Raw genomic sequence first — 25,315 nt, 5'->3', positions numbered from 1 at the left:
TTATGCTTGATTATATAATCTTATATAATCTTTAATTCAAGTATACTATTTTTAAATTAAATGTAAACGATTTCTTTAAAAATACTTGAGCTTTTACTTAAAAATTACAAAAAATAGACGTTAGCCAATTTTTTGACTAACGCCTATTTAGATTATTCAGTTTTATGATATTGGTAGTTTTAAAAATTAATACCAACCATTTGCTTGCCAGAAAGCCTTAGCAGCTGCCCATGAGCCGTAACGACTGGCAACATAATTATCTGCAACTCGTTCTTGGTTAGCGGCAGAATAATCACCGTTAAGGTATGAAGAAGAAAGTTGGTATTTACCGATGTATTGGCCATTTTGTGCACTGTATGAGCCACCTGATTCATGTCCAGCAATCCATGCCTTAGCACTGGATTCTGAATCAGAAGCAGTTGCAACAACATTTTGACTAGTAGCAGCAGTGTTATTAGTATTAGCATTATTTGTTGTTACTTGTGTATCTTGAGCTGGGGAGTAGCCTTTGTTAACGTATGAAGCTCTAACCCATTGATTTTTACCAAGGTCGTACCATTTATGACCTTGAGCATCGTAAGCGGTTTTGATAACTTTCCAAGAAGAATTACTTGGTAAAACTTGACCGGTAGCTACTGGATTCTCGTAATTATTCCAAACGTGAATTAAGTTGCCGTCAACGTAGTTCACTGTAACAACTGCCGCATCATTAGCAACCGTTGCTGCGTGAACAGTGCTTGTCTTTGCACTATTCATTACCATTGCACCTGAAACTGTTAATGCTGCCACTGCTGCTGATTTAACTAAGATAGATTTTACCTTCAAAAATTATCTCTCCTTAATAAAAAAATTTCATATCATTTTCTTTCCAAAATTGAACAAATCTAAAAACGACTTACTCAATTTGATTGTCTCTATACTACAGTGTTAAAATGTCAGAACCATAACAGAACTATCTCTCAGGCTTTAAGAATTGATTACCCAGTAACAGATTTATGTAACAATTGTAATATTTTTCAAAAGCGCTTTCTCAAATTAACAATCCCTTTAAAATCAGCACTCGAAGCATCATTCACCGATAAAAAATCAAATTTTCACATAACAAATGGTCTAGACAGTGCTTGCTTTTGCAACACAATTGCAAAAATTGTTGTGAACTCTATTCTTCTATTATTGCGAAAAGTGCTATAGTTAAATTGTATTTTTAATGAAAGGAAAATTATCATGAGCAAATACGTTGTTAAATTAGACGAGAAAGATTGGCAAATGATCAAGGACTGTCACTCAAAGAACCCTTCATTGATGAAGGCGATGAATGAAGCTAAGAAAGTCGAAGATTAGTCTTAATAAAAAAGCTCTCTTACTAAGGAAGCTTTTTTATTTTACAAGAATTTCTTGTTCTTTTTAGATAACGGTGTTATCATAAAATCAAAAGCCACGGTAACACCGTTATCTAAAATAGGAAGATATATATGAAAAAAACAGAAGAACAATTAGTTGAAAGAGCCATCAAAGTTATTGACCAAGAAGGTTTTCAAAACCTTTCACTACGAAAATTAACTGCTGCAATTGGCTTAACAACTGGCGCTTTTTACAAGCATTTTACTAGTAAAAATGACCTATTTAATCAAGCAACTATTAAATTATCACAAGACTTTATCGCACAAATTGACTTTCACAACGATAAGCCAGAGGCACAACTTCTACAAATTGCTGATTATTTTGTTAACCAGGTACAAGAACATCCAAACACAATGGAATTCCTTTTTTTCAATGAAAATGCTACAGCTGCCTTTAAAAATACTGCTAACGAATTTCCATTTCTAGTAAAAATGCGTCAATTAACTGACCAAATTACTCAAAATAGCAGTACTACCAGCGATGATTTTTTCATTCAAATTTGGTCTTTCATCCAAGGCTATGCTCTACTAATTAAAAACGGCATTACAAATTACAACAAACAATTAGTTCAACTAACACTTATTCAAATGATTAAAGGAGACGAATGAAATGAAAACATTAATTATCTACTGCCATCCCTACGACAAAAGTTTTAATCATGCCGTTTTAACAGCAATTAAGACAAATTTGACTAGAAATAATAGTGACTTCACCGTAATTGACTTATACCATGATGGCTTTAACCCAGTTTATGACCAAGAAGAATTACGGTTATTTCATGATGGCAATACCCATGACCCACTTGTAAAAAAATATCTGGCCCTATTAAAAAGTGCATCAACCATTATTTTTATCACGCCGCTTTGGTGGAATAGTATTCCTGGTATGCTCAAAGGCTTTATCGATAAAGTAATGAAGGAAGGAGACGGCCTGTCCCACACTGTTTCCAAAACTGGCGTTCATGGTGAGCTGACTAATATCAAGCATACATATGTCTTAACAACTTCAACTTCGCCTAAGTTTTACATCAGCTTATTTAATGGCAATGCAATTAAGAGAATTTTCATCAATCAAACTTTACACCAGTTAGGTATGCAGGATAGACATTGGCTACATTTTGGCGGTATTACTAATTCATCACTAGCCAGACGGCAACGATACCTAAGTAAAATTGCAAATTATCACTTTAAATAACTAAAAGCACAAGTTTTTATATCAAGAACTTGTGCTTTTTTAGTGATTATTCTAACTTAACATCATTATCTGTATGCCCAGTTGATAAAACCTGATGAAAGTTTTCGTAACTGACCGCAATCATATCAGTCAGGGCCGGACTGGTATAAGAGCCAATATGCGGCGTGAGCAAGACCTTAGGATAGAGCTCTTGCAATTGCTTTGTTGGTGGATCAGTAATTTGACCGTTAAAGTTCTGCCCCATCACTTTGATTTCATTGGGTAAGACTTAGATAGATTTTTATATCAGAAAGTATTATTTTAAATAAGTAAAAAGACTAGCTTCATTATAAGTAGCTAGTCCTAGGTTAACAAAATTTATATTTTTTACAACGTTATCTATACTTCTTATTCTCTTGAAAACAGAGCCTTAATTGTTTGTGGCGTATTAGCAGCCTTCAATTCAGTAATAAAATCTTGGTGTGTAAGTAATTTAGCAGTATTCGACAAATACTTCAAATGGTCATTACTATCAACCTGTGGAATCAAAAACGAAATTACAGTATCAACTGATTGACCATCAAGTGACTGCCAATCAATTGGATTTTTTAATTTCAACACTAACATTGAAGATTTTTTAATAGCCGCTGATTGAGCATGCGGTATTGCAAAACCATCTGTCATTCCTGTAGAACCCTCTTTTTCTCTAGTTCTATAACTAGCCAAAACTTTACTGCTATCACTTGCTAAATTATTATTTACGGCTAGATCAGCCAAATACTTAAGTGCTTCATCACGATTGTTAACATCAACATCAAGCTTAATATTATTAATATCAAGAATATCATTTGGATTATGTGTTTCTTGGACTTCTACCTTAGCAGCACCAGTTAATGAACCTGAATTACCTGCTAATCTAGCTTCCTTTTTTGCAAATCTACCGGCAATTAACGCAAGTAAAGCTCCTGAAATAACAGCACCAAGTAAAATCCAAAGCACCCATAAGAACGGCTTATTAACTAATGGTAAAATAATGAAACCACCATGAGGTGCAGGTACACTAATATGAGTCATATAAGTTAATGCTGATGAGACAGCAGAACCAAGCATAAATGCTGGGATATTCCACAACGGATGTTTAGCGGCAAACGGAATTGCACCTTCAGTAATATGGGTAGATCCAAGTAAGAAGTTAACATACCCAGCAGTTCTTTCACTCTTAGAATATGCTTTAGGATTAAACAAGACAGCAAAACCAGTAGCTAATGGTGATTGAATACATGCTGCAGAAACACCAGCCATAAAGAAATAATTTCCTTGTGCTAGTAAAATTGTACCTGTAACATACGCAGCCTTATTAACTGGTCCGCCAAAGTCAGTTGAACACATAATCCCAACAATAATTCCCAATAAAATTGGACTAGTGTTCTCAAAACCTTTTAGCCATGACATTAAACCAAGATTAATTGCTTTAATTGGCGTGTTCAGCCAATACATAATTGCGCCGGTAATAAATACACCTAAAACCGGGAATAAAAAAATTGATTTTAGACCTCTAAATTTATCATCAGGTAGCGGCGCAAAGACTTTTTGTAACGCCTTAACAACAATAACAGCAAGGTAGCCACCAATAATAGCTCCTAAAAAGCCACCACCGCCATTAAAAGTAATGAAACCAGCAGCAAGTCCAACAACAAATCCCGTCCTTTGTGCTAAAGCTTCAGCAATGTAAGCACCTAAAACAGGAGCCATTAAGTTCATTGTTGTACTACCAACTGTATTTAACATTGCGGCAAATTGATTATACTCACTACTCTTAGGATCGGCCGAATTGATTCCCCAAAAGAAAGAAATTGCAATCAGTACACCACCTGCAACAACAAATGGCAACATGTGTGATACACCATTCATTAGCGACGTATAAATTTTATTACCCAATTTCTGATTACTAATATTATCACTATTTGAACTTGAAGCTACTTGATTGTCTTTATAAATTGGAGCTGTTAAAGCCTTTTCAATTAATTCTTCTGGTTCCTTAACACCACGTGCAACTGGAACAACAATTAAGCGTTTACCTGCAAATCGATCTGTACCAACATCAATATCAGATGCCACAATTATTGCCTTAGCTTCTTCAATTTCATCATTGGTTAAATTGTTTTCGATCCCTGTTTGACCATGAGTTTCGATTTTAATTGTATAGCCCAATTTTTTAGCGGCTTTTTCCAATGCTTCTTCAGCCATAAAAGTGTGTGCAACCCCAGTTGCACAACCTGTTGCTCCCACTAAATCATATTTAGCCATTTTATTTCATCCCTTCTTTAACTATAATTTGCGGCAATAACTTTTCTAGTGCAAAATCAGTTAACCCTGTTTTACTTGCAGTATCACTTCCTGCTGCAATAGCAACTTGAAGTGCTTTCTCCAATGGTTGCTTTTTCTCTAAAAAAGCAATAAAAGTACCAAGCATAGTATCCCCTGCACAAGCTGAATTGACCACTTGAATCTTAGGCGCGTTAGCTGATAAGACTTTTGTTTTCGTAACTAGAACTGCTCCTGCAGCACCCAAGGAAACTAATACATTTTGACAACCTCGATTAATTAGTTTTCTTGCTAGCTCAATTATTACTTTAGAATCCATCTTTCCTTGATAATTGAAGAAACTTGCTAACTCATCCTCATTCGGCTTTAGTAAAAATGGATGATAATCTAATGTATCCAGGACTGCCAAATAACTGCTGTCAATCACCAATCTGACTTGCTTTTCTTGTGCAATTTGTGCAATTTTAACTAAAAATCCAGGTTTAATTCCTTTAGAAAAACTTCCCGAAACAACTACCATATCATTTGGTTTCAATACTTTTTGTAAATACGTTAAGAATGATGTTTGCGTTTTCTGATTAATATCAGGTCCAGGATTAACTTCTTTATATTCTGTATTCTCTTCAATTACATCAGTAAAAACATTAACTCTAGTTGGTTCTTTAACTTTCAAAAATTTTGTCGCTATACCTTTTTCCTCAAGGCCTGAAGTTATATAATCTAAAGTAAAGCCACCACCAATGCCAGTTGCAACATTTTCTATTCCTAGCTTTTGTAAAATAAATGAAACGTTGACACCTTTACCATTAGGTTGTAATTCAAACTTTTCAGTACGATTTACAACCTTTGGCTGTAATTTTTTAGTTACAATGACTAAATCAATTGCAGGATTCAAAGTTATTGTATATATCATATGAATTCTCCTTTTTCTACCTTTAATCTATTATATAGATAATTTTGTGTAACGTTTTTCTTAAATGATTGCGCTTTCCAAAATAATCAAAAAATTTTACAAAAGAGGTACTTCAATGCCAACAAAAGAACTAAGTGCAACTGAATTACATTTATGGAACATAGTTGAAAACAATCCCAGTAAAATCGCTAATATGTCCATTATTAAATTAAGTCAATATGCTCATGTATCTACTGCAACAATTGTTCGTACAATGCAAAAAATGGGCTATAGTGGTTACACTTCATATCGCGAATTTCTCAAATTAAAAAACAATTCTAATTCGACTTTTAGTGTCCTTAATGAGGCTGACGATAAAATCAGCAGCGTAATCACCAAAAATGAAATCGAAATGAACAATACATTGCATAATTTAAGTTATAGTACAATTGAAGATAGTATCTCTTTGACTAAGCAAGCAAAAATAGTATATATTTTTGCTCGTGGTTTATCTGAATCAATAGCCAGTGAAATCATGGTTAAACTGCAACTAACTGGTAAATACTGTGAATTCCATTCTGACCCCAATATCATTAAAACTATTGCCAACAAGATTCAAACTAATGCATTAGTTATCTTCATTACATTAAATGGTGAAACAGAGGAACTTCTAACAGCTGCAAAGAAGCTATATAAACATGACATTTCCATAATCACTTTTACCACTAACCAATATGGCAAAATTCTCAAATATTCTACATTATCATTTATTGGCTATAAATCTAAAACTAATTATTTTCCAGAATATGAAGTACGTTCTCGTTTACCTTTGCAAATAATGACTCGCATATTTTGCGATGCTTACTCAGTTAGAACCGCTTTTTACAAAAGTAAGTAGTCTCTAATAAAGTTAATAAATATACTTCAAATCACTAAAAGCACAAGCTTCTCGCTGAGAAACCTGTGCTTTTTAATAATTATTCTAACTTAACGTCATTATCCGTGTGCCCAGTTGATAAAACCTGATGAAAGTTCTCGTAACTGACCGCAATCATATCAGTCAGGGCCGGACTGGTATAAGAGCCAATATGTGGTGTGAGCAAGACCTTAGGATAAAGTTCTTGCAATTGCTTAGTTTGTGAATCAGTAATTTGACCGTGAAAGTTATGCCCCATCACTTTAGCCTCATTGGGCAAGACATCTGAGGCAAAGCCAGCAATTGTCCCATTTTTGACAGCAGCAATAATCGCATCATAATCTGCCAGCTGGGTCCTTGCCGTATTAACTAGCACTGCTGATTTCTTCATTTTACTTAAAAAAGCGGCATTAATCAGCTTATCATTTTGCCCTGGGAAATATGGAACATGAATTGAAACAATATCAGACTTAGCGAGCAATTCATCTTGGCTAACAAACGTTACAAATTGTTTCGCATAGTCACTCGGGTACGGATCATAGGCCAGGACATTGGTGCCGAACCCATGATAAAGTTTGGCTTCAGTAGCACCAATTCGCCCAGTACCAATAATTCCGACAGTTCCTGAATGGATTTCACCAGAAAACATGCTGGGTAACACGCGAAAATCACCTTTGTCTGTACTAGTCGTTGCTAGTGCAAGATGGCGAAACAGCATCATCCCCAGTGTTAACGCCAGTTCTGCAACCGCATAAGGTGAATATGCAGGAACTCGCGCAACCTTCATCCCATATTTGGCACAGGTTTTTAAATCAATATGATTAAAGCCAACTGTTCGTGTAAAAACATACTTAATTCCCCAATCATTGAATTTAGCCAAGTTTGCTGCATCGGCAACACAATTGGCGCGCAATAATACGGCATCTGCACCCTTAGCAGTTGCCACATTATCATGAGTCAACAATTCCTGTTCTAGTTTCAAGTCATAATGATACTTGTTTAACTTTTCAAAAAAGGCCACTTCGTTTTCACGAACACCATAAGCCACAATTTTAAGCATTCCATATCTCCTTATAAATAAATTAAATATTTCTTAATTATTAAAAATAATTTAATACTAATTTACACTAAAACAAAAAAACATTCTATGTTTTAGCCATAGAATGTTTTAATTTAAGTTAATTATTTTATTTTTCTACTGTTAACTTGTCACGCCAAGATTTTGCTCCTGTTAATGCTTTGTTCAAGTTTTCGATATTTTCTTTGCCTTGAGTGGCCAGCCATTTCTTACCGACTTCTTCACCCTCTGCAGCAAATGGCTTGATTGATGGCTTCCATGTGGCACGACCACAAAGAACACCATTAAAGTCAGCCCCAGCTTCTTCAGCCATCTTGATTTCAGCGATGAATTCTTCTGATGTTACCCCAGCTGACAAGAAGATATATGGCAAATCAGTAATATCTGATTGTTTCTTCAGCAATTCCTTAGCCTGAGCTTGTGTGTAGACAACTTCGTTATCACCATTGAAGCCTTCAACAAACTTAATGTTGAATGGAATTTCCACCTTCAAAACTGTTACACCATATTTTGGTGCTGAAAATTCCTTCATAGTCTTTAAAACTTTGTCGGCCTTTACCTTAGCAAAATCTGCGCCTTTAGCATCAGCAATATTTGCATCATAAGTCAATAATTCCAAGAACAATGGTAATTCATTGGCTTTAGCTTCAGCACCGACTCTTTCAACGAAGGCTTGCTTTTTATCGTTAATTTCTTCGCCCTCATCTGGATCGTAGTAGAGCAAAAACTTAATTGCATCGCCACCTTCATTCTTAATCCGTAAACCTGATTGATTAGCAATCAAGTCTGGCATTCTACCTGGCTCAGTTGTATCATAACCGGTCTTTTCATAAGAAAGAAGCAACCCACAATTCTTATCTCTAACTTTGGTTGCAGGTAAGCCATATTCTGGATCAGTCAAAATTGATGACGCATAAGGTGTTAATTCACTTGAAATTGCCTTCTTAAAATCAACAATTGTTGTTTCGTCGGCTGGCTTGTTGGCAGCTTCTGCCAACATCTTTTTCAATGAACCACGTTGGTCAATCGCCAAGGCGCTAATTACGCCCTCATCAGTTGACAAGTTCGTCATATGTTTAGCAACTTCTGAAGAAATTGTTCTCATTATTTTTCTCCTTTAATTCAAATTAATCGCACACCATTATTATATACTCATGTAAATTGCTTTTAAAGCTTACCTATCTTTTATGTAAAGCTTTTCATGATTATTTATAAAATAGTAAAAATTAACCTTACCAGTAGTATAAATTTCGATTAAAGCACTTTCATTTTTTTAGAAGCGCTTTATAATTTTAATTATAAAGATTAACAATTAAATGGGGTCAGTATGACTATTTGACTCATATTATTTTATACAGGAGAATTTCATGTCTTTTATTTATACGCTCAGATACATGCTTGATCCTCGCACCAACACATCTGAAAAAGACCAAAAACTGATTGAATTTGTTCAAAAAGGGCAAATTGACGATGTTGCCTTTTTTATAAATGGCGAAGAACTAAACCACAGTCATTTAACTACTCAGGAAACTCAAGTTTGGCTTGATGCGATTAAGCCGTTGCAGAAAAAGCTCAAGCAAATGGGAGTTACTACTAGCCTTAACCCCTGGACGACAATCATGCATTCCGACCGCGGCTACCAGGTCAATCCCGCAATTGGCTTTAATACCTTTGTCGACATCAATGGGCAAAAAGCGCAAGACATGGCTTGTCCTGCTGACCCAACTTGGCGCAAATATCTTGCGCAAACTTATGCTCAATATGCTAGCATTCATCCCCGACGTTTATGGCTCGAAGATGATTTTCGCCATTATAACCACACACCGCTAAAATTGATGTGTTTTTGTGATTATCATATGCGACTTTACCAGCAAAAATTAGGCAAGGCAGAGTCACGCGAAGATTTTGTTAAAAATATGCTCAAGCCAGGAAAACCGATGCCAGAACGGCAAATTTACCTAGACCAGGCTCGCCAGGAAATGATTGAAAACGAGCATTTAATCGAAGAAGCCGTGCACCAAGTTAGTCCAGAAACTGACCTCGCACAGATGACCTCATTCCCTGATTGGCATGCAATTGAAGGCCGTGATTGGCAGCAATTGTTTGCTGCTCAAGCTGGGCCCAATCATCCCCAAGTAGCTAGGCCACATTTGCCCGCTTATAACGAAGTTGCACCATTACAATATGGACGTAATTTTGAAGAATATACTCGTATCACTGCCGCTTATTTAGGCGAAAATGCGGAATTATATCCTGAGCTGGAAAGTTACATGTATTCGCCACTAGTCAAATCACTCGCCTTTACCAAGTTTCAGATTATCACCACTGCCCTGATTGGCAGTAAGGGAATTTTGCTTAATCTATTCGACATGATGGGCAACGGCATTAATGAAAATTGGCATTATGCGAAAATGCTAGCTGAAATCAAGCCATTTGTTAACAAACTATCCGAAAATTGCTTAAAGATTAACCACTTAGCTGGCATTAAAATTTTAGTTGATCAAGATTCCAGTTATTGCTTGCATACTAAGAGCGGTCAAGCAGCAGAAGAATTATTGCCACACGAAAAGAATTGGGCTAGTCTTCTATCAGCCTTTGGCTTTGCGACCACAATTCTGCCAGTCAATGCTCATACTAAACTTCAAAAGCAAACTATCGCCATTGCGGGACAATTATTGCGGAATTTCACCAATAGTCAGATTACTGCCCTACTTAATAACAATACGGTTTTACTAGACGGCGAAAGTGTTAACGTCTTGCTTGAGCGTGGTTTAGGTAAACTGCTGCACATTGAACAAGCCGTTTGGCACCCATACCGCACTGCCTACCAGTCATTTGAACAAGCAGACAATGTTACCGTTGATGGTGTCAAGAATCCAAGAATTACAATGCTGCAGCATACCGGAAATTATTTAAAACTTACTTATGAAACAGGCAGTGATGTTGCTATCTGGTCTAAGGCTTACAGCTCGCTTGATGAAGAGCTAGGTAATGTCATGGCGGTAATTGACAAGCATATTATTGTTTTGCCGATGGATCAGGATCCAAAACATGGCTGGGAATCACAATTTACCACTTACAAGCAGGGACTTTTAGAGCAAATGCTTGATAGTATCCAGCCAATCGATTATCTAATTGCCATGCCGAATGTTAAATTAAACATGCAAGATGACCGCCGCGTTGCTTGGCTAGCCAACTTCACCCTAGATGCTTATTCACAAATTCGCTGGCACCTAAGTAAACCATTACCAAGTAACGCAGTGACAATTGTGCGCAAAAATGGCGAGACAGTCAGCACTAAGATTGCCCAGGTAACTGTTACAGACGGCATTGCAACAATTGCTGCTGAACTTAACCCATTAGAAACGATCCAGCTGCTCTTTAATTAAATCCATCATTACTTCAAAACAACAAAACACCATGAGCTTTTCTCAACTCATGGTATTTTTATACCTTAAATAATTTTACTTCTTCATGTTTGCCAGCATTTGAGTAATGTTAACCATCCCTGCCTTGCCGGCAGTAATATAATCAGATTCGTTACCATTCATTTGACTGTTAAGCCATTCAATTACCAGCGGCAAGTTCATCCCCGAAATTAACTGGATTGATTGACCACCCATAATCATCTGACTAACAACGTTAGCTGGAGTACCGCCCATTAAATCAGCAAAAACTGTCACATCTTCAAGGTTCATGCCAACAATTTCAGCGGTAAATTTTTTCTTAAAGTCTTCTGGACCTTCATCAGGTAACAAGCACACCGTATGTAAATGCTCTTGTTCACCCATGATTAATTCAGCACTGGCTTTTAAGCCCTCAGCCATCGTCCCGTGACTAATCAAAATTAATTCTTTTTCTGCCATAATATACTTTCTAATTATTTAAATTAAATCTTAGCGATAATTCCTGTACCACCTAAGATTACACAAAGGATCAAGACAATGAAGATTACCTTAGTAGAGGACATACCCTTCTTACCAAGCAGCCAGTAGACAAAGGCAACAACAGCTGCAGGTAATAGTTTAGGAATAATCATATCCAAATTGTTTTGAATGTTCATTGATACTTTACCAATCTGTGGTACCCAAGCAAATTTGATGTTAACCATTGTGGCAACTAACGCACCAACCATGAAGACACCTAAAACAGTGGCTGAATCAGTCAATGCATTTAATTGGTCCCGCATATCAGTAACTAGAGAAACACCTTGCTTATAAGCAATCCGTAATTGCTTCCAACGAAAGACGCAGATTAATAAGCAGACTGCAACCCAGATAATAACTCCTGTTGGGTTGCCTTCATGAGCCATTGAAGCTGCTAAAGCCCCAAAGATAGCTGGAATTAAGGAAGCGAAAATTGAGTCACCAATTGCCGCAAATGAACCCATCAAACCAACTTTCATACCAGTAACCGTATCTTTACCAGCAATTCCTTCATTTTCCTCAACGGCAAGGTCAAGTCCCGTGATAATCGTGTTAAAGAAGTTAGAAGTGTTAAAGAACTGCATGTGCGTCTTCATCATTTCTCTCAACTCTGGAGTATCATCACCATAAATCTTGCGCAGTTGCGGCAAAATCGTATACAGATAACCACTGTTCTGCATTCTTTCGTAGTTCCAGCCTAACTGGTAGCCGAATAATGATCTTCTGTTAATTTGATTAAAGTCTTTATCAGTTAATTTATACTTTGGTTTAGAGTTCGTCATCAGTAATTTCCCCCTCGTCATCATTTGCGTTGCTTTGACTTACAGTCTTTTGTGCAGCGCTCTTAAGCGGAATATTCTTGTAGTGCAAAATTGCGAGAGCTAAACCTAGCAATGCAACTGCCAACATTGGCAAGCCGTTAAAGGTAGCAGTAAAGCTCTTGTTTGCTGCAGCAACACCAGTACCTAATGCCTGGATACTGCTGAACAAAACTGAGAACAACGTCGTAATCGTGAAGCCCAAAATTAAGTATGCGGCATGCTTTTTAATTGGTAAGTACCGTAACAAGATTGCAAAACCAACAGCTGGCAATGTAGCACCGGCTACTGTCAACCCATTACCTAACCAAAGCAAGTCACCATTCAAGGCATTGGCGATTGTTTGGACTAAGCCTTGACCAAAAGCCAAAGCAATAAATACAGGAACAGCACGTGAAAGCGACCATGGTAGAGCACCATACAAGACATTGCGTTCAACTGCCTTATAGTTAATGTGTTCTTCATCAATTAAGTGATCAATTCTGTGCGAAAAGTACGTGTTCGCAAATCTAGCCAAAACGTCCAATTCAACCATGATTGTCGCAACTGGAACGGCAATTGAAGAAATTGCCACTTGTGGGCTCATGCCCTTAATGCTGACTGAGAAGGCAGTTGCTAAAACTGTACCAGTAGTCGCATCAATTCTTGAAGCCCCACCGAAGGTACCAACACCTAAAACAGTCAACTGCATTGAGGCACCAATAAACAGTCCTGCAGGTAAATTGCCCATGATTAATCCAGCAATTAATCCTGCACCAACAGGCGTATTTAATGATGAATAAATTTGCAATTCATCTAGAATTTCTAGGCCTGCGTATAAAGTAAGTAGTAATATTTGCCACCAAGCCATTTTTCTTCCTCCTACTTCATCTTTTCATCAATTAACTTCAAGAAGTCATGTGCATCAACACTTGGATTTACTTGAGCAATTAACTTAACGCCTTGATCGGCTATTTGCTTAAACAACTTAGCATCTTCTTCATTGATGTTAACTTGCTTAGTTAATTCGGTCGTACCATCACGCTTAGACATGTTACCAACGTTGATCATATCAAGCTTAATCCCCTGATTAAGCAAATCTAAAAACTTCTCCGGTCTTTTAGCAACTAGGAACAGTCTTTGGTTACCGTAACGATCCTTCTTCAAATGATCTGCGGCAACTTCTACTGGTAAAACACTTAGTCTAGTTGTCATTGGCGTAGCCATTCTTAAACCACTCTTTTGGATATCATCCTTTGCGGCAGCTTCGTCAAGCACAATAATGCGCTCTACCTGCAGCTTAGGTGTCCATAGATTGGCAACTTGACCATGAACTAATCGTTCATCGATTCTTGCACCCACAATATTCATATATCTTCCTCCTATGTATGGTTAAGTTTCATGAACTGGAACCGATACCATAAATACACAAAAAATATTTATAAAGCGCTTTCAATTTATATAATAAGGTACCTACCACTTTTTGTCAATAAGAAGTTTTTTAAAATAAAAAATGAAGGCTCATTATAAAACAAGGCCTTCATTCTAATTAAAATATTAATTATTATTCTATAAATTTATGAATAGTTACACCCTTAACTACTCGGTTAACTGTCCCCGTCGGAGACGGTGTGTCTGGCTTATTGTTAACTTTAATCGAAGTTAACAATGCAATCGTCTGACCAAACATGACATCTGGCAGTGCTAGATAAGCATCAGGCAATAATTCATCAGCTTCAAAAGTAAAGGACTTGCCCGCAAAATTTTGGTCATCCTTCTCTTGACCAACTGCCATGACTAACGGCACAATGTCGTCGCCCTTAATCTCGTTTAAAATGTCCAGATCATATTGTCTAGTATATGAATTATTAGAAACATAATCAAAAACAATTGTCTTACTGTCTAAAAACGACTTAGGACCATGACGCAAGCCCATTGATGTGTCAAACAAGGCTGCTACTTCACCAGCAGTTAATTCCAGAATCTTTAGCCGCGTTTCTTCAGCCAAGCCACCCAAACTACCACTGCCAATGTATGTAATCCGGTTAAAATCAGTATCGACCAGTGATTGAATTTCCGGCTCACGCTCAATCACGCTCCTGCCCATTTGAGCAATTTCACCAATAATCTTTTCTTTACGTTGGTCATCTAGCGTGTCAAAAATCAATAACGCCGTTAAGCTCATACATGAAAATGAACCAGTCATTGCAAAGCCTTGGTCTAAGGATTTAGCTGGCGTTAATACAACTAGCCCTGTTGCATCGCCCGTTAAGTCCTTAGCTAATTGACCTTCTGGAGCACAAGTGATGGCAACTTGGTATAAGTGCTTAACGATCTTTTTAGCTAGTTCAACTGTTGCCACTGACTCCGGTGAATCACCGCTACGCGCAAAGGAAACTAAAATAGTTGGTGTTTCTGGCTCAAGATAATCTTTAGGGGTGGAAACGATTTTAGTGGTGTCAATTGATTCAAAATTATATTTAGTCCGATCACCATGTTGCTGCAGATACGGCATGATGGTATTGCCAACATAGGCACTTGTTCCGGCCCCAGTAAAGATTACTCGTAATTTGCCCCATTTTTGATTAATCTTATCCAAAAAAGCTTGAATTTCTGCCTTTTTATCTTGATAGATTGACCAAGTTTCTTGCCACAATTGTGGTTGTTGCTGGATTTCACGCGTCGTAATACGCGCACTAAGTTGTTCTAATTCCTCATCTGTTTTTGAAAACATGTTGTTAATTCCTACCTTTCACTAAAATTAAATTAAATGATTGTACTGTCTTGAACGATAAATAAACCTGTCCCCGCGAGCTAATGAGATTGTGAATTCAACAGGAATATTTTTATCATTAATCGTCTTACGATAAATTTTTAAACAAGGAGCGCCAACTTTTTCTGCTAAAAATTTGGATTCAACAGCAGTCAAGCTCACAGCCTGAACATCTTCAAAAGCCATCACACTAAGTTGGTGATACTTATTTTTTAACACACTATAAAGAGGGTCAACCTGTAAGTCACTAAGTTTAAGATCCGGAAAAAGCGGTTCTGGTAAATATGTTGTACTTAAGATTCGCGGCTCATCATTAGCTAAGCGAATGCGGACTAGCTTATAAGTTTGCTCGCCCTCATTTAAGTTCAATTGCTCAGCAATTTGCTTACTAGGCACTACCAACTCCAAGCTGTAATTTTTGGTAGTTGCTTTTTGTCCCGCGCGTTTGACTTCCTCTGAAAAAGAATACATCCCGCCAATATTAGTCTGATTAAGGTACATGCTGGACACAAAAGTACCTTTGCCATGCAATCGATAGATTAAGCCCCGCTCTTCTAAGTCCTGCAGCGCTAATCTAATCGTGTTGCGACTAACGGAATACTGCATTAACAGCTGCCGCTCACTAGGTAATTTGTCATTTGGCTTTAGCTGGCCAATTCTTTTTTCTAAATCTGTAATAACTTGCCGATATAATGGTTTTTGCATTGGCAACGCCTCCTTTGCAACTGGTTGATACCACTTAAGATTCTAGCAAAGAAAGCGCTTATTTGCAATGATGTTTTACAGTAATTATTACCGATTTCACAAATAAAAAAAGAAAAACCGCAATTCCTAACTTGAGCTTATTGACCCAAATTACGATTTGCGGTTTTGCCTAATTTAATAGTAACAATCCATCTACTTAATTCACGATTATTGTAATACAGCTTATTGCTAATTGCAAGCGATTACATATATAAATATCTATATTTGAAATTGCTTGCTTTAATATACAGATTGTTCTACTACATCACACCATTAATTCTTATTACTTAATTTATTGCCTTTCCAATCATAATACTTTTGGCTAAGGTGATTCTTAGGATTATCATAAACTACAATTTTATATAAGGCATAAATTGTACCAACCATTGCAATTAAATTTGTAATCCAATTCTTCAAAATTAATTGTAATAAATTGATAACAACCACAAACATTGCCCACATGAACAACCTATTTCTTCTTGCCTTTTCTTTTGAAGTAACTTTAACCTTTTTCATTTAATCACCTACAGTAATTATTTTTTAGCAGCTGCAGCATAGTCAGCATTACGCTTCTTCATTTCTTTAGCGTACCACATGAATAATAGTAAGTAAGCAGCAAGTGCAAGTAGAGCATAAACAATAAACATACCATGTTGCTTCCATGCATTACCTACTAAGTAAGCCAAGTATTTTTCAACAGGTCCTTCCATAGTAGTATCTGAAACCATTGTATGTGCAGGAATTGCAGCACCTACTGAATGAGCCATATTAGTTACAAATGGACCAACCATTGTACCAGCCCAAAGGAAGATAGGTAATTCAATTGTTCCGATAATAATCATCCGAATAATCTTACCACGAGTAACTACTAGCAAAGCTGGGGTTACACCCATGGCAATAATACCACCTAAAGGCATCAATCTGTTCCCTGGAAGAATCATAGCTTCAAGCATCATAATTGGTGCCAAAACATTAGCTGCTGCCCAAATTTCTGAACGGCCAGCTAAGAATGGCCAGTCAAGTCCAATGTTGAATGTACGGCCAGAAAATTTCTTGGTAGCAAAATCAGCAATACCTTGTGATAATGGTTCAACTGAAGCAATAAACCATGATCCAATTACTGAGAACAGTTCAATACATGAACCACCTACAAATGATAGAGTGAACATATCTTTCCAACCTTCTTCAGTAGCAAAATTGTTACCAGCAAGTAAGGATACAAAGACACCTAAATAAACACCAATTGCAAACCTACTACCCCAAAAGCCAATTTTTTCATTTAACTTAGTGGAGTCAAAGTCAAACTTATCTAACCATGGTAAGCATTTATCAAAGAACTTGTTAAAGACCATGATAATTGGATTCATCATATAGTTCATGTGTGTAGTGGTCATTGGGTTGCCCTCAGGGGCATCAAGAAGATCATTAAAAGTTGGCTTCATTAAATCAGAATTAATAATCTTCATTGTACCAATGAATAATACCAATAATGTTGATAACCAAAGTGGAGCACCAACGTAAACACAGAACAGTCCATCAAATGCTAAGTGCCAAACATCAAAAATATCGACATCTAATGTATTGGTTTTATCTAAGACAAGTAGTACAACATTTAACACAATCAGAACTAGAAGATAAAAGAGTGTATACGGCGATCCCCAAGTAATCGTTGCTAGAGGAGCCCACCCCATATCCTGCATATCCATGTGAATTCCTGTATGTTGAACGAATTGCTGCATCGGCTTTTGGAACGATGTAGTTAACATGTTCATAATATTACCGATAGCTGTAATCGCAATCGCTAATTTCATACCACCTTCAAGTGCCTTACTAAATTTTACTTTAAATAAAATAGCAATTAATGTTAAAACAATTAACATAATTGTTGCAGCACCCATATCAATTAATGGCTTAAAAAGTGAGTTAGCAAAATTAATAATCCCATTCATTTTTATTTCCTTTCAGAAAGATTTTACTTAATTAATTTCTTTAACAACTTTTTCCACATTATCATAAACTGGTTTTGCCATTGCAGGAATACGATACAAAATTGGTCCTGCATCAATCAAAGGAATTTTAGGTGTAAATGAAAGATCAGTCTTAGCAATTGTCAAATAGCCATCATATTTTGACAATAAATCTTCATTAACATCCTTAATCATATAAGCATCAACTTTAACGTTGTAGCCACGTTTTCTCATTTCTGCTTCAACAGCATCCTTGATTTGATGCGATGAATTTACTCCTGCACCACATGCCGCAATAAACTTAACTTCTCTACTCATAGAAACAAACCTCCTATTTTTTAAAATTTTCACTCATAAACTGATAAATTTTATCAGTTGAAGTGAAATTAAATAACTTTTGTAATTTTGAAACTGGAGTCAAACGCAAGAAATCCATAATTTGAGCTAATATATTAGCCTGCCCCTCAGGATCATTATTTAAGATCATAAACAAGAATTTAACTTGCAAATCCTGATCTGGTGCAATCATATTTTTAAAGCAAACCGGTGTCTTCAATGCCACCGGCACAATTAGTCTTGTATTAACAAATTCACCTTCAGTATGAGGAACAGCAATATTAGGTAAGTTTTCAGAAATTGGTGACGTATCAATGCCAGTAGGATATAATTTTTCTCTCTTCAAAATTTCGGAGAAAAAAGCTTCCTTAACACATTTTTCGTCAAATAATTTGTTGGAAACTTCCTTAAAAATAGCTTCTGAACTTGTCTTTTCACTAACAAATACTGATTCTGGTGAAAACAAACTATTTATGCTCAAAATATAAACTTCCTTTCCAATTAGACAAGTTTTTCGATTTTGTTTATTTTTGTTTATTTTTGTTCGCTTGTCTAGATATAATTATATGAAACCGGATTCAAAATTGCAATACTTTTTTATTATAAAAGCTTCGAAATTTAATTTCGAAGCCTTACCTCATACTTATTTATTCTTACCTAACACAATTAACTGACTTAATGACGGGAATGAATCAGGATCACCTTGAGAATCTCTGATTAGATTATTAATGCTTAAGAAACTTACATTTTCTTGGTTAACTACAAAATATTGAATTTTTGCTGTTTTTACTAAATCAACAATTTGCTTATTGTTATTCGAAAACTTAATAGTAGCTTTAGTCCAATAACTGTCGTGCGGATAATCTGCTCTTAACTGAATACCAATTTTTGCAATATTCACTGGGCGACCAAAGTCTAATTTTAATTTTGCATCATCTCTTGCATCAATACCCCAAGATTGAAACGGAAACCTACCATGTCCTTTATTAGCTAAATAACCATCTATCACATTTTTTACTAAAAAAGGTTCTTCTCCCCTAGTTTCTGCATTAGCTGAAATATGCGGATATGCGCCCGATTCTTGTCTTTGATCGTGGCTATTACGAGCTAAATTTTGATAAGCATTTATTTCATAATCTTCTGCTTTTCGGACGCAAGCATAGTGATGTTCTCCAGTAAACGCCCCGTCTGGTAAAGCCGAGTAGCGTTCTAAATTCATCGGAATTTTATATCGCCAATTGGGTTTTGCCAAATATATTAGTGTTGGATTAAGTACAGCATCTAACTGTACCATCAAGTACATGGGAGCGTGCTCGACATTTACTTCATAATAATCACCATCTTGAAATCTTTTTTTAAACGGCAAAACACAAAGATCATCGTCACTAACTCCTGTAATAGTCTTATCAAAAGTATCCTTTAAGCTTATTTTTATTTTCAATTTTATTTGCCTTTTAATAATTTAAACAATAAAAAAAGCGACATTTCTGCCGCTTTTTCTTTATACTATCTTACTAAGTAACCACCATCTACTGGGAAGATAACACCATTGACATAGTTAGCAGCAGCACTAGCTAAGAATACTGCAACTCCCATCAATTCAGAAGGTTCTGCCCAGTGACCTGCAGGAATTCTATCCAAAATTTCTTGATTACGAGCTTTATCAGCACGAATTGGAGCAGTATTAGCAGTCTTAATATATCCAGGCGCAATTGCATTAACTTGAACATTATATGCACCCATTTCACTAGCAAACGATTTGGTAAGTCCAGCAACACCATGCTTTGAAGCTGTGTATGAAGGAATAAACTTACCACCTTGGAACGAAAGCATAGAACCAATATTGATAATCTTACCTGACTTTTGTTTAGCCATTACTTTGGCTGCTGCCATTGACATATGGTAAACAGCATTCAGGTTAATATTAATAACTTTGTCCCAATCTTCATCTTTTGATTCCAACAATGGATTTCTTCTAATCATTCCGGCATTGTTAATTAAAATATCAATATGACCAAAAGTTTCAATTGCCTTTTCAACTACCTTTTGTGGAACACCAGGTTTAGTTAAATCAACATCCATAAATTCGACCTTGCGACCACGTTTTTCAATCATCGCACGAGTATTATCCCATTCTAATGTTCCAAATGTTGGGATAAAGATATCAGCACCAGCTTCAGCCAATGCAACTGCATATCCTTGGCCTAATCCTGTATTACCGCCTGTGATAATAGCAACTTTGCCCGTTAAGTCATAAAGACTCATCTTAAACTTGTCTAATGCTTCTTCATTCTTTTTGATTTCTTCTTTAGATTGTTCCATCTTTAAAAACCTCCGTTAATATACAGCCTAATTAAGCTCATCCATTGAAATCCAATCCATATCATCATAGGTTTGGTTTTCACCACACATTGCCCAGATAAATGAATAACTTGTAGTACCGATACCGCAGTGAATTGACCAACTTGGATTAATTACTGCCTGTTCATTCTTCATTACAATATCTTTGGTTTCACTTGGTTTACCAACAAAGTGAAATACTCTTGTATCTGGTTCTGCAAATTCACAGTAAAGATATGCTTCCATTCTACGAGCATGAGTATGTGCCGGCATCGTGTTCCAGCCAGAACCTGGTTCCAAAACGGTGTAGCCCATTTGTAATTGACAGGTGTCCATTTGTGAAGCATCAATATACTTGTAAATAGTTCTCTTATTCATATGTTCTTGATCACCAAGCTCTTTAGCTAAAGCATCTTTGAACAATAATTTCTTATCTGGGTACGATTTTTGTGCTGGTGTTGAAACAACATAGTACTTTGCAGGGTCTTTAGGATCATTAGAACTAAAGACAACGTGCTTATGACCTTGACCAACATAATAGCCATCATGCTTAGTCATTGCTTCTTTATCACCATCAATCTCAATAGTGCCATCACCTCCTAAATTAATTACGCCTAATTCGCGACGTTGCAAGAAGAAATCAACACCCAATTCCTTACTCAAAACGATTTCCAATGATTTATCAGTTGGCATTACACCACCAAGAATCATTCGATCGTTGTATGTATAAGTCAAATTAATTTTGCCAGGTTCAAAAACCTTAGGTACTAAAAATTGACTTCTTAATTCATCAGTTGAATAATGCTTAACATCTTCAGGACTGTGTGCATAATTCATATTCATTTTCAAACTCATTTTTAAAACTTCCTTTTATTTCAACTCTACTGGTCCAATCGATGGGATATTAGCCACTGATTGATCGTTAAAATCTGTTAAACCTGTTCCTTCAAAAATACCTGCTTTTTTCAGTTCTGGTAAATTAGCAAGAGATTTAAGGTTTAAATTAGCTATACCCGAGACTTTTACATTATCTGCAATAAGCTGTTTAACAGTATCCTCATCTTTTAAACTAATATTATCTTTTCCAAACCACTGACTATTAAAGCCGTATGTCGCATTATTCTTAAAGTTCAATTCACCTGTCATTGTTCCTTGATTAAAAGTTACCATATTTGGATTTTGTGAAATAACTAGATTATTTGTAAAATCTAAGTAACGACGATTTCCACTACACTTAATCAAATTAGCTGTAGTTGGGCTGGCAATAAACAGATTATTATAGACATACGCCTTTTCAGCCGTAGTACTTGGTAAGTAAGATATCATCTTACTATTAGGATTCCATCCATCATTAATGCAAACATTGTATCTGAAGATACCATTATGTGATGCATTCATAAATAATACACTGCCTCGTGCATTATCATGAGAATAATTATGTTGAACAACAACATTATTACAGCTTAAATCAATATCAAATGCTGTACCATCATTATTGCCATACAAGCCATTAGAAACTTCATTATTTTCAACTGTAGTATTGTCTGAAGCCATTACCCACAAGCCAGCATAATTGAATCTTGATTCAGTATTGCAAAATTTATTAACTTTATTATTTTTAACAATTCCATTATCTGAAACTTCAGAAATAATCATGCCATCACCATAAACATTTTCAACATCGTTATTTTCATAGGTAATGTTCTTATTATTCTTAGGATATGACTCTGAACCGTTAGTATTTAATAATGTAGATTTATTTCTAATTCCGGCAATCGATACATTGTCAACATGATTATTTTTAACCAAAACATTATCAAAGCCAAAATTCTTATTAGAATTTATTTTGCCATCTAAATCTTCATTTATTCCGATTAAAATTATGCCACCGGTAACTTTCCAAGCACCGTGTTCCTGCGTATCAGAATTAACATCATGTACATAATTATCTGTAACAGTAATATTATTTTGCGTTGTATTACTATTATTAATTATTAAAATACCTGAACGTTGTGATTGAATCGTTGAACTATAATTCGTTACTTCAAGATTTTTAATTATCCAATCATGCTGATTAACCAGCATAACTGTTCCTGAATTTCTTTTATAGTTATGAGTGCCATTACCATTAATTTCAGGCTTTAGTTCACCGCCATATTTATTAATAATGATTGGTTCATTTTGATTCCCGCTGCCCTTAGGCATTAACTGCTCATCCCAAACAGAACCACTTTTTAAAAGAATCTCATCTCCAGGTTGGAAAGTTTTAGAATTAATGTTTTTAAAGGATTTCCATGGCGAAGTTACTGATAATCCAGAGTTAGTATCTGACCCTGTTTTCGAATCAACATAGTAATTGGCTGCTTTAGCAGTAATTGAATTAGTATTGAAAAATATTACCAACATAATTACTGCAAGTACACTAGCTATAAATCGACTATATGATGTTTTTATATTTATCATAAAATCACCTACTATTCATAATTTACAGAAACATTACCATAACAAGGAACACCGCCAACAAAATACAATTTATTTCCGATGATTGTATTTTCGTGTTGAATATTTATAACTATTCGATGATTATTACTTAAATCAATTTCTACACCAAAGCTATGAACATCATCATCAATAACTTCATCAATTCGTTTAGACTCACAATAATGAACATCTGCAATATCAGATTTTTTACCAATTACCGTATAAGCAAGATTATTATCAGTAAACTGATTCGATAAAATTAATTTAGTAGTTGATTCTAATTCATTATAGCGTGGAGAATACATTTGCTTTTCTAGCTGACCATTCTTTAAAGAATGGAAAAGTTCATATTGGTTAACTCCATTAGTTATTAAGTAACTATTATTAAACTCTGGTTGACAAGTAACTTCTGGCGCAAAAATCCAATTATCTGATTGAAGATGCTTACCCTTACATTCAGCTACGTCAATAATAGTCATAATTGCTACTTCTTTAAGCCAAATAAAGTATCTTGTAACTATGCAATCATTAGATTTGTCATAATAACTAATTTTCACTAAATCATATAAATCGTAATGTTCAACTTCATTACGTTGATTAGTAACAATTGTTTGATATTTCCAAGAATCTCGCGGTCGCGTAGGAAACCCATTATCAACTAATACCACATTATGCGAAAATCCAGATTTCAGGTTTCGCCTTTCAGGTGAATTTACATATGTATATCGACCTGGATCAATTAACAAATTATCGTTATTAATTGTTAAATCAAGATGTCCAGATGCCGCATGACCATGGCCACTGCCTAAACTGCCATTATAAATATGCCAATAATTATGATTAACTAAATCTTTATAATAAAAATTACCTGAAACTAAAGAATCAAAATAACAATTATTTTGCTTTTCTTGAGCGCCAATCAATATTTTGGCTTGATCAGCTAAACTCATCAGCAAGAAATCTTGCTTAACTTTAGGCTCTTTTATACCAAATAAAATATATTTAGCAGAGGTGATTAAATCCGCAATTTTAATTGCATCAGTATCACCTTGTTGCAAAATATAACCATCTGGTTTGATTTGATAGTAACAAGTCTTAAGCATCGCTTTTAAAGAACTTGCAATTATTGTTGGTAATTGTTTATCGTGGGCTAAATAACTTGCAACTACACAAAGAGAACTTCTAAATACTTCAATAAAATATAATGGTGATTGTTCCCAATGTAAGCCAGTAGCATCGACCTGCAATTTTAGTTCTAAGCTTAACTTGCTCTCAGCCCAATTAACTAAGCTACTATCAATAACTTCAGGATGTTCTGCCGCAAAAGTCAGAATTCCCGTTGTAATCAAAACACCCCAATTACTCAAATCATATTTTTCAATGTAATTATCATGTAAATACATGGCTTGACGATTAACAGATTGGTTAATTCTTGTAATTTCGTCATCATTTAATAGTTGTTTTTGAAGCAAATAACTTAACGGTTTAGTCCAATTAAGCAACCTAATTCCTGTATCAATAGTGCGCCAAGTTATATAACGTTGTTCTTCATTTTCATCGTTGTTAATTATCCAATCAAAAATAAATGTTTTTATCTTTTCCAAATAGGTAGGATTATTAGTTTTTATATAGGAGTACAAAAGATCTTGCAAATATTCTTGACGTTTTAATACATATAGCCACTCAGGATCTCCATTAGGGGAAACAGTCCAATTATCCATATGATATGTAGTAGGACTTGGCTCCATGTCATAAACGTGATGAAATGAAAATTTATTATTAAGAAGTAGCTTAGAATTAGCTAAGTAGTCAGTTGCATATGAAATCTCATCCTGATCAATTAATTTCTTGACTTTTAACTGAGTAAGTTCATTCATCTGCTTTTTCTCCTTGATTCAGCTCAGAAGCAATACCATGCTTATCAACTTTGACAATAACATTTTGAGCAATTTCTAAGTTAACATAATGTTGACTAACACTTTTAATCGTACCAACTACGCCATTCAGCAACACAACTTTTTCATTTTCATGAAGCGATTTAAAGAAATCATTCATTGCTTGCTGATTTCTAGTCATACTTTTACGACGAGCTATTGGTAAAATTACTAAATAAAGAATTAATAAAATTACGACTAGAATAATTAATAAAATATTGACCCAGTTCAC

At 35.5% G+C, this 25,315-nt stretch carries 26 protein-coding genes; 4 read left to right on the top strand and 22 right to left on the bottom strand.

The features are described from left to right. Nucleotides 1-186 precede the first annotated feature (186 nt). Nucleotides 187-825, bottom strand: coding sequence for a hypothetical protein (locus tag PT287_RS08725; protein ID WP_277134259.1), 639 nt, complete (start codon nt 823-825; stop codon nt 187-189). Nucleotides 826-1,472: 647 nt separating this feature from the next. Here PT287_RS08725 and PT287_RS08720 point away from each other — a divergent pair. Together PT287_RS08720 and PT287_RS08715 are read left to right on the top strand one after the other, a co-directional pair. Further along, entirely contained in the window at nt 1,473-2,009 is a 537-nt protein-coding gene (locus tag PT287_RS08720; protein WP_277134258.1) for a TetR/AcrR family transcriptional regulator, read from the top strand. Nucleotide 2,010: 1 nt separating this feature from the next. Further along, nucleotides 2,011-2,595, top strand: coding sequence for an NAD(P)H-dependent oxidoreductase (locus PT287_RS08715; RefSeq protein ID WP_277134257.1), 585 nt, complete (start codon nt 2,011-2,013; stop codon nt 2,593-2,595). A 46-nt stretch (nt 2,596-2,641) separates the two neighbouring features. On the opposite strand, the gene PT287_RS08710 is transcribed toward PT287_RS08715, so the two are convergent. The 3 genes from PT287_RS08710 to pfkB all read right to left on the bottom strand — a co-directional run bounded on the left by PT287_RS08710 (nt 2,642) and on the right by pfkB (nt 5,812). Then, nucleotides 2,642-2,839, bottom strand: coding sequence for a hypothetical protein (locus PT287_RS08710; protein WP_277134256.1), 198 nt, complete (start codon nt 2,837-2,839; stop codon nt 2,642-2,644). Between the two features lie 143 nt (nt 2,840-2,982). Next, the gene (locus PT287_RS08705; RefSeq protein WP_277134255.1) at nt 2,983-4,881 is read right to left on the bottom strand and encodes a fructose-specific PTS transporter subunit EIIC; all 1,899 of its coding nucleotides are present in this window, start codon (nt 4,879-4,881) and stop codon (nt 2,983-2,985) included. Nucleotide 4,882: 1 nt separating this feature from the next. Beyond that, complete coding sequence (gene pfkB, locus PT287_RS08700) at nt 4,883-5,812, bottom strand: 1-phosphofructokinase (protein WP_277134254.1); 930 nt, start codon at nt 5,810-5,812, stop codon at nt 4,883-4,885. A gap of 115 nt (nt 5,813-5,927) precedes the next feature. On the opposite strand from pfkB, the gene PT287_RS08695 reads away from it, so the two are divergent. After that, on the top strand, nt 5,928-6,689 hold the full coding sequence (locus tag PT287_RS08695) for a MurR/RpiR family transcriptional regulator (RefSeq protein WP_277134253.1): 762 nt from the start codon (nt 5,928-5,930) through the stop codon (nt 6,687-6,689). A gap of 79 nt (nt 6,690-6,768) precedes the next feature. Here PT287_RS08695 and PT287_RS08690 read toward each other — a convergent pair whose 3' ends face one another. Both PT287_RS08690 and PT287_RS08685 read right to left on the bottom strand, forming a co-directional pair. Next, nucleotides 6,769-7,767 carry an NAD(P)-dependent oxidoreductase gene (locus PT287_RS08690; RefSeq protein WP_277134252.1) on the bottom strand — a complete coding sequence of 333 codons (999 nt, stop codon included), beginning with the start codon at nt 7,765-7,767 and terminating at the stop codon, nt 6,769-6,771. Nucleotides 7,768-7,894: 127 nt separating this feature from the next. Beyond that, nucleotides 7,895-8,890, bottom strand: a complete 996-nt coding sequence (locus PT287_RS08685) for a tagatose 1,6-diphosphate aldolase (protein ID WP_277134251.1) — start codon at nt 8,888-8,890, stop codon at nt 7,895-7,897. Nucleotides 8,891-9,152: 262 nt separating this feature from the next. On the opposite strand from PT287_RS08685, the gene PT287_RS08680 reads away from it, so the two are divergent. Then, nucleotides 9,153-11,174 carry a hypothetical protein gene (locus PT287_RS08680; RefSeq protein ID WP_277134250.1) on the top strand — a complete coding sequence of 674 codons (2,022 nt, stop codon included), beginning with the start codon at nt 9,153-9,155 and terminating at the stop codon, nt 11,172-11,174. A gap of 75 nt (nt 11,175-11,249) precedes the next feature. Here PT287_RS08680 and PT287_RS08675 read toward each other — a convergent pair whose 3' ends face one another. From PT287_RS08675 to yajC, 16 genes are all read right to left on the bottom strand, one after another. Continuing rightward, nucleotides 11,250-11,651, bottom strand: coding sequence for a PTS sugar transporter subunit IIA (locus PT287_RS08675; RefSeq protein ID WP_277134249.1), 402 nt, complete (start codon nt 11,649-11,651; stop codon nt 11,250-11,252). A gap of 23 nt (nt 11,652-11,674) precedes the next feature. Then, the gene (locus PT287_RS08670) at nt 11,675-12,493 is read right to left on the bottom strand and encodes a PTS system mannose/fructose/sorbose family transporter subunit IID (protein ID WP_277134248.1); all 819 of its coding nucleotides are present in this window, start codon (nt 12,491-12,493) and stop codon (nt 11,675-11,677) included. Next, the gene (locus tag PT287_RS08665) at nt 12,480-13,379 is read right to left on the bottom strand and encodes a PTS sugar transporter subunit IIC (protein ID WP_277134247.1); all 900 of its coding nucleotides are present in this window, start codon (nt 13,377-13,379) and stop codon (nt 12,480-12,482) included. The genes PT287_RS08670 and PT287_RS08665 overlap by 14 nt, the downstream gene beginning before the upstream one ends. A gap of 11 nt (nt 13,380-13,390) precedes the next feature. Continuing rightward, nucleotides 13,391-13,879, bottom strand: coding sequence for a PTS sugar transporter subunit IIB (locus PT287_RS08660; protein WP_277134246.1), 489 nt, complete (start codon nt 13,877-13,879; stop codon nt 13,391-13,393). Between the two features lie 193 nt (nt 13,880-14,072). Next, complete coding sequence (locus PT287_RS08655; RefSeq protein ID WP_277134245.1) at nt 14,073-15,242, bottom strand: SIS domain-containing protein; 1,170 nt, start codon at nt 15,240-15,242, stop codon at nt 14,073-14,075. A 27-nt stretch (nt 15,243-15,269) separates the two neighbouring features. Further along, nucleotides 15,270-15,986, bottom strand: a complete 717-nt coding sequence (locus PT287_RS08650) for a GntR family transcriptional regulator (RefSeq protein WP_277134244.1) — start codon at nt 15,984-15,986, stop codon at nt 15,270-15,272. 312 nt (nt 15,987-16,298) lie between these two features. Next, nucleotides 16,299-16,541: a hypothetical protein gene (locus PT287_RS08645; protein ID WP_277134243.1), complete on the bottom strand. Its 243-nt coding sequence runs from the start codon at nt 16,539-16,541 to the stop codon at nt 16,299-16,301. A gap of 17 nt (nt 16,542-16,558) precedes the next feature. Further along, the gene (locus tag PT287_RS08640; RefSeq protein ID WP_277134242.1) at nt 16,559-17,974 is read right to left on the bottom strand and encodes a PTS transporter subunit IIC; all 1,416 of its coding nucleotides are present in this window, start codon (nt 17,972-17,974) and stop codon (nt 16,559-16,561) included. A 27-nt stretch (nt 17,975-18,001) separates the two neighbouring features. Beyond that, nucleotides 18,002-18,310, bottom strand: a complete 309-nt coding sequence (locus PT287_RS08635; protein WP_277134241.1) for a PTS fructose transporter subunit IIB — start codon at nt 18,308-18,310, stop codon at nt 18,002-18,004. A 13-nt stretch (nt 18,311-18,323) separates the two neighbouring features. Continuing rightward, nucleotides 18,324-18,809: a PTS sugar transporter subunit IIA gene (locus PT287_RS08630; protein WP_277134240.1), complete on the bottom strand. Its 486-nt coding sequence runs from the start codon at nt 18,807-18,809 to the stop codon at nt 18,324-18,326. Between the two features lie 162 nt (nt 18,810-18,971). Continuing rightward, nucleotides 18,972-19,769 carry a hypothetical protein gene (locus PT287_RS08625; protein ID WP_277134239.1) on the bottom strand — a complete coding sequence of 266 codons (798 nt, stop codon included), beginning with the start codon at nt 19,767-19,769 and terminating at the stop codon, nt 18,972-18,974. 65 nt (nt 19,770-19,834) lie between these two features. Further along, nucleotides 19,835-20,650, bottom strand: coding sequence for a 2-dehydro-3-deoxy-D-gluconate 5-dehydrogenase KduD (gene kduD, locus PT287_RS08620; protein WP_277134238.1), 816 nt, complete (start codon nt 20,648-20,650; stop codon nt 19,835-19,837). Between the two features lie 27 nt (nt 20,651-20,677). Next, a complete protein-coding gene (gene kduI, locus PT287_RS08615) occupies nt 20,678-21,523 on the bottom strand; it encodes a 5-dehydro-4-deoxy-D-glucuronate isomerase (protein ID WP_277134237.1) in 846 nt (281 codons plus the stop codon). Nucleotides 21,524-21,538: 15 nt separating this feature from the next. After that, the gene (locus tag PT287_RS08610) at nt 21,539-23,074 is read right to left on the bottom strand and encodes a right-handed parallel beta-helix repeat-containing protein (RefSeq protein ID WP_277134236.1); all 1,536 of its coding nucleotides are present in this window, start codon (nt 23,072-23,074) and stop codon (nt 21,539-21,541) included. A gap of 68 nt (nt 23,075-23,142) precedes the next feature. Further along, nucleotides 23,143-25,026 carry a heparinase II/III family protein gene (locus PT287_RS08605; protein WP_277134235.1) on the bottom strand — a complete coding sequence of 628 codons (1,884 nt, stop codon included), beginning with the start codon at nt 25,024-25,026 and terminating at the stop codon, nt 23,143-23,145. Then, nucleotides 25,019-25,315 (bottom strand): preprotein translocase subunit YajC, encoded by a 297-nt coding sequence (gene yajC / locus PT287_RS08600; RefSeq protein WP_277134234.1) that lies wholly within the window; start codon nt 25,313-25,315, stop codon nt 25,019-25,021. The genes PT287_RS08605 and yajC overlap by 8 nt, the downstream gene beginning before the upstream one ends.

This window comes from Lactobacillus sp. ESL0679 (assembly GCF_029433515.1).
GTDB lineage: Bacteria > Bacillota > Bacilli > Lactobacillales > Lactobacillaceae > Lactobacillus.
Note: the sequence above shows the minus strand (reverse complement) of the source record. Positions and strands in the feature narration are given on the sequence as shown.

What these genes read in the sequence shown, in the direction of transcription:
- PT287_RS08720 (WP_277134258.1), top strand. Translation starts at nt 1,473, where the DNA reads ATGAAAAAAACAGAAGAACAATTAGTTGAAAGAGCCATCAAAGTTATT.
- PT287_RS08715 (WP_277134257.1), top strand. Translation starts at nt 2,011, where the DNA reads ATGAAAACATTAATTATCTACTGCCATCCCTACGACAAAAGTTTTAAT.
- PT287_RS08710 (WP_277134256.1), bottom strand. Translation starts at nt 2,839, where the DNA reads ATGGGGCAGAACTTTAACGGTCAAATTACTGATCCACCAACAAAGCAA.
- PT287_RS08705 (WP_277134255.1), bottom strand. Translation starts at nt 4,881, where the DNA reads ATGGCTAAATATGATTTAGTGGGAGCAACAGGTTGTGCAACTGGGGTT.
- pfkB (WP_277134254.1), bottom strand. Translation starts at nt 5,812, where the DNA reads ATGATATATACAATAACTTTGAATCCTGCAATTGATTTAGTCATTGTA.
- PT287_RS08695 (WP_277134253.1), top strand. Translation starts at nt 5,928, where the DNA reads ATGCCAACAAAAGAACTAAGTGCAACTGAATTACATTTATGGAACATA.
- PT287_RS08690 (WP_277134252.1), bottom strand. Translation starts at nt 7,767, where the DNA reads ATGCTTAAAATTGTGGCTTATGGTGTTCGTGAAAACGAAGTGGCCTTT.
- PT287_RS08685 (WP_277134251.1), bottom strand. Translation starts at nt 8,890, where the DNA reads ATGAGAACAATTTCTTCAGAAGTTGCTAAACATATGACGAACTTGTCA.
- PT287_RS08680 (WP_277134250.1), top strand. Translation starts at nt 9,153, where the DNA reads ATGTCTTTTATTTATACGCTCAGATACATGCTTGATCCTCGCACCAAC.
- PT287_RS08675 (WP_277134249.1), bottom strand. Translation starts at nt 11,651, where the DNA reads ATGGCAGAAAAAGAATTAATTTTGATTAGTCACGGGACGATGGCTGAG.
- PT287_RS08670 (WP_277134248.1), bottom strand. Translation starts at nt 12,493, where the DNA reads ATGACGAACTCTAAACCAAAGTATAAATTAACTGATAAAGACTTTAAT.
- PT287_RS08665 (WP_277134247.1), bottom strand. Translation starts at nt 13,379, where the DNA reads ATGGCTTGGTGGCAAATATTACTACTTACTTTATACGCAGGCCTAGAA.
- PT287_RS08660 (WP_277134246.1), bottom strand. Translation starts at nt 13,879, where the DNA reads ATGAATATTGTGGGTGCAAGAATCGATGAACGATTAGTTCATGGTCAA.
- PT287_RS08655 (WP_277134245.1), bottom strand. Translation starts at nt 15,242, where the DNA reads ATGTTTTCAAAAACAGATGAGGAATTAGAACAACTTAGTGCGCGTATT.
- PT287_RS08650 (WP_277134244.1), bottom strand. Translation starts at nt 15,986, where the DNA reads ATGCAAAAACCATTATATCGGCAAGTTATTACAGATTTAGAAAAAAGA.
- PT287_RS08645 (WP_277134243.1), bottom strand. Translation starts at nt 16,541, where the DNA reads ATGAAAAAGGTTAAAGTTACTTCAAAAGAAAAGGCAAGAAGAAATAGG.
- PT287_RS08640 (WP_277134242.1), bottom strand. Translation starts at nt 17,974, where the DNA reads ATGAATGGGATTATTAATTTTGCTAACTCACTTTTTAAGCCATTAATT.
- PT287_RS08635 (WP_277134241.1), bottom strand. Translation starts at nt 18,310, where the DNA reads ATGAGTAGAGAAGTTAAGTTTATTGCGGCATGTGGTGCAGGAGTAAAT.
- kduD (WP_277134238.1), bottom strand. Translation starts at nt 20,650, where the DNA reads ATGGAACAATCTAAAGAAGAAATCAAAAAGAATGAAGAAGCATTAGAC.
- kduI (WP_277134237.1), bottom strand. Translation starts at nt 21,523, where the DNA reads ATGAGTTTGAAAATGAATATGAATTATGCACACAGTCCTGAAGATGTT.
- PT287_RS08610 (WP_277134236.1), bottom strand. Translation starts at nt 23,074, where the DNA reads ATGTTGGTAATATTTTTCAATACTAATTCAATTACTGCTAAAGCAGCC.
- PT287_RS08605 (WP_277134235.1), bottom strand. Translation starts at nt 25,026, where the DNA reads ATGAATGAACTTACTCAGTTAAAAGTCAAGAAATTAATTGATCAGGAT.